6 protein-coding genes are annotated in these 7058 nt (G+C 65.3%); 2 read left to right on the top strand and 4 right to left on the bottom strand.

The genetic code is table 11. The annotated features are described in order from the left end of the window. A partial coding sequence (locus KDB67_RS02695) for an alpha/beta hydrolase fold domain-containing protein (protein WP_291012105.1) occupies positions 1 to 1028 on the top strand: 1028 nt, incomplete at its 5' end. A 40-nt stretch (positions 1029 to 1068) separates the two neighbouring features. Here KDB67_RS02695 and KDB67_RS02690 read toward each other — a convergent pair. Further along, positions 1069 to 1515 (bottom strand): SRPBCC family protein, encoded by a 447-nt coding sequence (locus tag KDB67_RS02690; protein ID WP_291012103.1) that lies wholly within the window; start codon positions 1513 to 1515, stop codon positions 1069 to 1071. Positions 1516 to 1746: 231 nt separating this feature from the next. On the opposite strand from KDB67_RS02690, the gene KDB67_RS02685 reads away from it, so the two are divergent. Continuing rightward, a complete protein-coding gene (locus tag KDB67_RS02685; RefSeq protein WP_291012101.1) occupies positions 1747 to 3918 on the top strand; it encodes a glutamine synthetase III in 2172 nt (723 codons plus the stop codon). 73 nt (positions 3919 to 3991) lie between these two features. Here KDB67_RS02685 and KDB67_RS02680 read toward each other — a convergent pair whose 3' ends face one another. The 3 genes from KDB67_RS02680 to KDB67_RS02670 form a co-directional block, all read right to left on the bottom strand. After that, positions 3992 to 4486: a calcium-binding protein gene (locus tag KDB67_RS02680; protein ID WP_291012100.1), complete on the bottom strand. Its 495-nt coding sequence runs from the start codon at positions 4484 to 4486 to the stop codon at positions 3992 to 3994. Between the two features lie 91 nt (positions 4487 to 4577). Beyond that, positions 4578 to 6209 carry a VWA domain-containing protein gene (locus KDB67_RS02675; RefSeq protein WP_291012098.1) on the bottom strand — a complete coding sequence of 544 codons (1632 nt, stop codon included), beginning with the start codon at positions 6207 to 6209 and terminating at the stop codon, positions 4578 to 4580. A gap of 40 nt (positions 6210 to 6249) precedes the next feature. Then, positions 6250 to 7058: VWA domain-containing protein (locus tag KDB67_RS02670; protein WP_291012095.1), on the bottom strand; the 809-nt coding region annotated here is incomplete at its 5' end.

The following is a 7058-nucleotide window of genomic DNA, read 5'->3' as shown; positions in this document are numbered from 1 at the left end:
TCACCAAGCGCCCCGGTGCAGCACATTCGGACGCGGCGTCCCGGCCGATTCCGGCACCCGAAACCGGAATGCGGCCGCCGTCGGACAATCCAGGGTTCGCCGGACGGGTTTCACTGCTCACCCTGTACCGAGTGAGCACGATGCAGATCATCTCGCTGCTGACGCAGTGGCGACGCGGCAGCGGCGACGCCGACGATACGGCCATCGAACAGCAAGACCCCGGACACCCGGCGAGCACGCAGGTCGACGGCATCGTTATGACGATGAGCGTGTACCGCGGCTGGAATGTGTGGCAGCTGGCACCGGAGGTTGGGTCTACCTCCGAGTCCCCGGTCGCCTCCCGCACCACGAACAAGATCGTCATCGCCGTGCACGGCGGCTGTTATCTGCTGCCACCGGTGCCGGAGTACTGGACTTACTACTCTTCCCTGGCCCGTGAGACCGGCGCCACGATCGTCATCCCGCTGTATCCCGGAGTGCCACTCGGTCATGCCGCCGGTGTGGTGCCGAACATGGCCGACTACTTCTCGGAACAGATCCGGGAACATGGGGCAGAGAACGTGAGTGTGCTCGGCGACTCCGCCGGCGCGGGGCTCACTCTCGCGGCAACACAGGGGCTCGTGAAGCGCGGGACACCCGTTCCCGCATCGTTGGTGCTGGTATCGCCGTGGCTGGATGTCACCATGACCGACGCCGCCCCTCATGTCGACCCGATCCTCGATGTCAGCCTCTTGCGGATCACGGGACGGATGTGGGCGGGCGATCTCGACACCCGTGACCCTCAGGCCAGCCCGCTGTTCGGCAGCCTCGAGGGCCTGCCGCCGATCTACGTGTACAGCGGGTCGGCCGACCTTCTCTATCACGATGCTTTCGCGCTGTCGCGCAAAGCCGCACAGACGCCCGGTACGCGCATCTGGTTCGACATGCGCTGGGGCGGTACGCACAATTGGGCGATGAATGCGAGCCTGGCCGAATGCGCGACGATAACGCCGAGGATCCGTCGCCAGCTGCTGAACACGGCGTCGTGATCCTCGTGCAGGAGGATCCGCGCCCTGTGAATATGCGCGGCTACGCTGCGTCGGAGCCGGTAACACCCTTGAGCAGCTCGGCTTCGGTGTGCTTGATGACGCCGGAGATGGCGGGTTCGATGACCGCACCGAGTGCCCGGCCGGCCAGCCCGCCCGGCAGTTGGTAGTCGAACACCACAGAAAGTTCGGTGCCGGCATCGGCGTCCGCGAAACTCCAGCTCATCGACACACTGAAACCGTCGATCGACTCGAGCGTGATCTGCTCGTTCTCCACCCATTCGGTGCACTTGATCTTGGTGTGCAGCGTTTTGGGGCCCAGCTTCATCGAGGCGTCGAACGTCGACCCAACGCCTGAGGTCTGCTCGGTCAGCGGGTCGAATTTGTTCAACCCGAACATCCAGTCGGGTACCGACCGGTAGTCGTTGACGTAGGCGAATACACGTTCCCGCGCGAACGGTAACTGCGCCTGATGGTGTACCTGCGTCATTGTGGGCTCCTTCAGCGGCCAGGGCAAGCAAGCGCTTGTGATGGTAACCGAGGCAGTGACGGCATCCGGACACCACCCTCTTTACCAACCTGAATCAGGCATCTGATACGCCACACGGGACATCGGGGTCCGATACGTGTTTTCACCAGCGTCACACTCGGGAAATGCCCTGGGTACGTCACGGCCATAGCGTCGGTAGCCGGATCACCCACCGCACCACAGGAGCTCGGAATGAGTGGCAGCACCTCTCGTCGTCAGGCCATCGAGGCCATCACCAACTACTCGGTCCCGGCGCCGGGATTCACCGAACCACTCGCCGACACCTTCGGCCGCAACGTCTTCTCCCTCCCGGTGATGAAGGCCCGACTGCCCAAGAACGTGTACAAGGCCGTCGCCGCCACCATCGACAAAGGCGAGCCGCTCGACCCCACGCTCGCCGACTTCGTCGCATCGGCGATGAAGGACTGGGCGATCGAGAAGGGCGCCTCGCACTACGCGCACGTCTTCTATCCGCTGACCGGATTCACCGCGGAAAAGCACGATTCCTTCCTCGAACCCGACGGTGCCGGCGCCTCACTCGCCGAATTCCAGGGCAAGACGCTGCTGCAGGGTGAGCCCGATGCGTCGAGCTTCCCCAACGGCGGCCTTCGCGGCACGTTCGAGGCGCGGGGCTACACCGGCTGGGATGTGACCAGCCCGGCCTACATTCTGGAGAACCCCAACGGCAATACCCTGTGCATCCCCACCATCTTCATCTCGTGGACCGGTGAGGCACTCGACAAGAAGACCCCGCTGCTGCGCAGCCAGCAGGCGATGAGCAAGCAGGCCATGCGACTGCTGAAGTTGTTCGGGCACAACGACATCGACACCGTCGTGTCGTACGCGGGCGCCGAGCAGGAGTACTTCCTGATCGACCGCCACTTCTACTACGCCCGGCCCGATCTCACCGTCGCCAACCGAACCCTGTTCGGCGCCAAGCCTTCCAAGGGCCAGGAGTTCGACGACCACTACTTCGGCGCCATTCCCGAGCGGGTGCTGGCATTCATGATCGAATTCGACCGCGAGCTGTTCAAGCAGGGCATCCCCGCCAAGACGCGCCACAACGAGGTCGCGCCCGGGCAGTTCGAGATCGCCCCGGTCTTCGAGAAATCCAACCTCGCCCACGACCATCAGCAGCTCATGATGACCACCATGAAGCGGGTCGCCGAACGCTACGGGATGGTCGCCCTCCTGCACGAGAAGCCGTTCGCCGGCGTCAACGGTTCGGGTAAACACGTCAACTTCTCGCTCGGCAACAACAATCAGGGAAATCTGCTCAATCCCGGCGACACCCCGCACAGCAACGCCCAATTCCTGGTGTTCTGCGCGGCCATCATCCGGGGCGTGCACAAATACGGCGGACTGCTGCGTGCCTCGATCGCCTCGGCCTCCAACGATCACCGGCTCGGCGCCAACGAGGCTCCGCCGGCCATCATCTCGATCTTCCTCGGTGATCAGCTGATGGATGTCTTCGATCAGATCGCCAAGGGCGGCGCCAAGGCCAGCAAGGAATCAGGACTGCTCGAACTGGGCGTCGACACGCTGCCGCCGCTCAAGGCCGACGCCGGCGATCGCAATCGGACGAGCCCGTTCGCGTTCACCGGCAACCGATTCGAGTTCCGCGCCCCCGGATCCAATCAGTCGATCGCCGACCCGATGATCGCCATCAACGCGATGCTCGCCGAATCCATCGACTACATCGCCGGCTTCCTCGAGCGTGAGATCGAGACGGGCACCGAGTTCCACGACGCCGTCCAGAAGGTTCTCGAAGAGATCATCGTCGAACACGGCATGGTTATCTTCAACGGCGACGGCTATTCGCAGGAATGGCAGGACGAGGCCGCCGGTCGCGGTCTGCTGAATCTGCGCACCACGGTCGACGCGATCGCCCAGTACGACAAACCCGAGATCAAGGATCTGCTGTCGGATTACGGCATTCTCAGCAATCGCGAATTGCTGGCCCGCAAGGATGTCGTTCTCGAGCAGTACGCCCTGACCATTCTGGTGGAGGCCAAGGAAACCCTGGAGGTGGGCAAGACGATGATCCTGCCCGCCGCGATCCGCTATCTGGGCGAGCTGGCGGGTACCGCCGCCGCACTCGCCGCCGCCGGCATCACGACCGAGACCCCGACGCTGCTCACGCTCAACACGTACGTCAAGGACTTCAACAGTGCCCTCGGATCGATCGAGGAGGCCGTCGACGGGTTCGGCGGCGAGGATGTCGAGGCCGAGGCGAAGTACGCCCTGGACACTCTGATCCCGTCGATGGCCGGCGTACGGGCCATCGCCGACAAACTCGAATCGATTGTGGCCGACGACATGTGGCCACTCCCGACCTACAACGAGATGCTCACGATCCTCTGATCGCGGACACTCCCCACGCAGACGGCGACCGCGCCCACCCCCGGGTGGGCGCGGTCGCCGTCGATGTATGGGCCTATTCGGCCGCTTCTTCCTTGATCTGTGCGATCGCCTTCTTGAATCCGCCCGAGGTGAGCGAGGAACCGGACACCTTCTTGATGTCGTCGAGATCGTTGAGGTTCTTGCCGATGACAAGCTCGTCGATGCCGCCGGCGAACTTCTCCTGGAAGGTCGCCGAGGTGCCATGGGTCTGGCTGCGGTCGAGTTCGAGGGCGGTGACCTTGTTGGACGCGAGCGTCACGGTCACACCGATGGACTGCTCTCCGCCCGGAGTGACGTATTTGCCGGTCGCCGAGTAGGTGCCGTCCTTGTAAGACCCGCCCGAGCCCGAGTCCGCGGTGGTGGAGTCCGTGGCAGTGGTGACCGCGGTGCTGCCTGCGGCCGCGGTGCTGTCCGAACTATCCGAGTCGTCGCCGCAGGCACCTACCGCCAGTCCGACGATCGCAACGGTCGCCGCCAACCCGGATACGCACAGCACGGCCCCGCGCTCAGCCATTTTCGATGAAGTCATGCCAACAGATTGTGCCGTGCCACCATGCCACCGCGCACGCCCACACCACCGATAGCCAGGAAATCCACAGAAAACGGACATACCCACCGGCTCAGCCCTGACCTGCGGCCTTCACCCGGGCCGCGATCGCGTTGACGAACACCGACTCGATATCGGCCGCGGTCTCGGCGATATAGCTGCTACCGCCGGTCGCCTCGGAGATCTTGCTCAGCGCGTCGGCGTCGGCATCCCCGGAAATGCCGATGGTGAGCACCAGAACCGGTCGCGCCGGATCGGCGAGCTGCTCGAGGGTGGTGAGCAATTCGTCGAGCCCGATACTGTTCGCGTCCTCGTTGCGACCGTCGGTCATCACGATGACGCTGTTGGAGTACGTCGGGTCGTAACCCGCCTGGGCTTGCTTGTACGCCGCCAGAATGCTGTCGTACAGGCCCGTGCCGCCGCCGAGGTCGTCGGTCATGGCGCGGGTGATCTCCGCCGCGAAGTCGTCGCGATGGGTTCCCCGCGACGACGCGGCGTCGAGCCGGCGGACAGGCAGCAGTTCCTTCCAGTCCTGTCCCGCACCGCCCTTGTTGATCCCGAAGATCCACAGCCCGCCCTGCGTGTTGTTGGGGAACAGCCCGAGCCCCTGCGTCGCCGCCCCGATCAACAGTTTCGCCCGCGTCGAGTCGCCCGCCGGTGCGCGCATCGACCCGGACGTGTCGATCATGAAGATGGTGCGGATCGGGATACCGAGCACCTGCCATTGCCGCAGCGTCTTATCCACCAGCGCCGCATCGCCACCGTCGAGCACGGTCACCTTGGCGCCGAATCCGCTGCCGCCGGGGTCACGGAAGGACGAGTTGTGCAACACCTTTCGTCCGTCAACCGAGGATGCCGCCGCCACCAGCTCCTTGCCGGCCGCGGCCGCGTCGTCCTTGCTGCCGCGGCCCGCGGTGTTGAGCAGCGGGTAGTCGAGCATCACCGTGCCGTCGGCGGGTATCGCCGACTTCAGCTTCGATTCGGGGTGACGCCGCTGGAACTGGGAGAACTGCTGTTCGGTGGTGATCACCGGGATACCCTCGACATTGGCCAGGTTCAGGCGCGTGGCCTCGCTGTCGTTGGCCGGGCGCGCGTTGTTCTGCTGGATCGCCAGAATCGACAGGGCCTGGGTCAGCTCGTCCTGCTTCGCGCGCCCCGCCTTCACTTCGGCCAATGCGGCGATGATCGGCGCGTCGCCGGTGGATGTCTCCATCGGACTGCCTATCCGCAGGTCGGGCAGCTTCATCACGTCGATCCACGTCTTGAGCGATCCCAGACCGGTACCCGCCACCACCGTCGGCGACGACGCCAGCGACTCGGTGACGTAATCCGGCGACTTGCGCACCTGGGTGATCACCCGGCGCGCCTGGGTCTGCGAGTCGGCCACCCACAGCTCCGGTGATTTGTCGTCGCCGCTGGTCAGCCGGCCGGGTACGTCGGCACCGGCGACCTCGTCGACGTCGTAGTCGAAGCAGCCGGTGTCGGCGGCGATCGCGGTCAGCGACCGCACCGTCGCGACGACCGTCGGGTCGGCGGCAACCCGCACCGACGTCCGGTCACCGCAGCCGTCGGCGTTGCCACGCCACAGGATCACCCCCGCGACGGCGACGATCACCAGTACCACCGCCAGCACCACCTGCAGTATCCGGCGCCGCCGGCGCCTGCCGTCGCCCGCGAATCCGAACTCGTCATCGGAGAATCCCATGTCAGGCATCACCTTTCGATTCGGTCAGGATAGCCCGCGGTCAGCGGGCCACCGCCGCAATACGTGCTGCGATCGCCTCGTAGAACACGCCCTTGACGTCGGCGGCACTGCGCTCGATGTGGGTGGTCGCGCCGGTGGCGTCCGCGATCTGCTTGAGCGCGGACGTATCGGCGTCCTCGGAGATACCGATCGTGACCAGCAGCACCGGCCGGGCCGGGTCCTGGCGCTTGGTGAGTCGGGCCAGCAGTTGTTCGAGGCTGATGCTGTTCTCGTCCTCGTTGCGGCCGTCGGTCATCAGGATGACGCTGTTGGAGTAGCTCGGATCGTAGGAATCCTGCACCTTGATGTAGGCGGCCAGCGCGGTGTCGTAGAGGCCGGTGCCGCCGCCCAGCCTGTTGGTCAGCGCATCGGTGGCCGTGGCCACCAGCTTCTCGCGATGGCCCGGGGTGTCCAGGCGTTTGATGGGCGCCAGCTCATCCCAGTCGACACCGGGCCCGCCCTTGTCGATACCGAACAGCCACGTGCCGAGTTCGGCGTTGTTGGGGAACAGGCGCAGACCTTCGAGAGCCGCGTCGATGAGCACGTTCGCGCGGGTCGAATCCCCGATGGTCGCCTGCATCGATCCGGAGCCGTCGAGCACGACGAGCGAGCGCATCGGGGTCGCCAGCACCTGCCACTGACGCAGGGCCTTGTCCACCCCCTTCGGATCGGTGATCTTCAGTTGGGCGACCTTGTCACCGATACCGGAGCCGTCGGGAGCGCGGAAGCCGGCGCCGTCGAGCACGTCGCGGCCCTGCTCCGAGGCCACGGCCTCGGCCAGCACCTTGCCCGCCTGCTCCGCATCGCCGC

The organism is Gordonia sp. (in: high G+C Gram-positive bacteria) (assembly GCF_020438995.1).
GTDB lineage: Bacteria > Actinomycetota > Actinomycetes > Mycobacteriales > Mycobacteriaceae > Gordonia.
This window is presented reverse-complemented; position numbering and strand designations above follow the sequence as displayed.

Excerpts from the sequence above, each read along its gene's own strand:
- KDB67_RS02690 (WP_291012103.1), bottom strand. The coding sequence starts at position 1,515 with ATGACGCAGGTACACCATCAGGCGCAGTTACCGTTCGCGCGGGAACGT.
- KDB67_RS02680 (WP_291012100.1), bottom strand. The coding sequence starts at position 4,486 with ATGACTTCATCGAAAATGGCTGAGCGCGGGGCCGTGCTGTGCGTATCC.
- KDB67_RS02685 (WP_291012101.1), top strand. The coding sequence starts at position 1,747 with ATGAGTGGCAGCACCTCTCGTCGTCAGGCCATCGAGGCCATCACCAAC.
- KDB67_RS02675 (WP_291012098.1), bottom strand. The coding sequence starts at position 6,209 with ATGGGATTCTCCGATGACGAGTTCGGATTCGCGGGCGACGGCAGGCGC.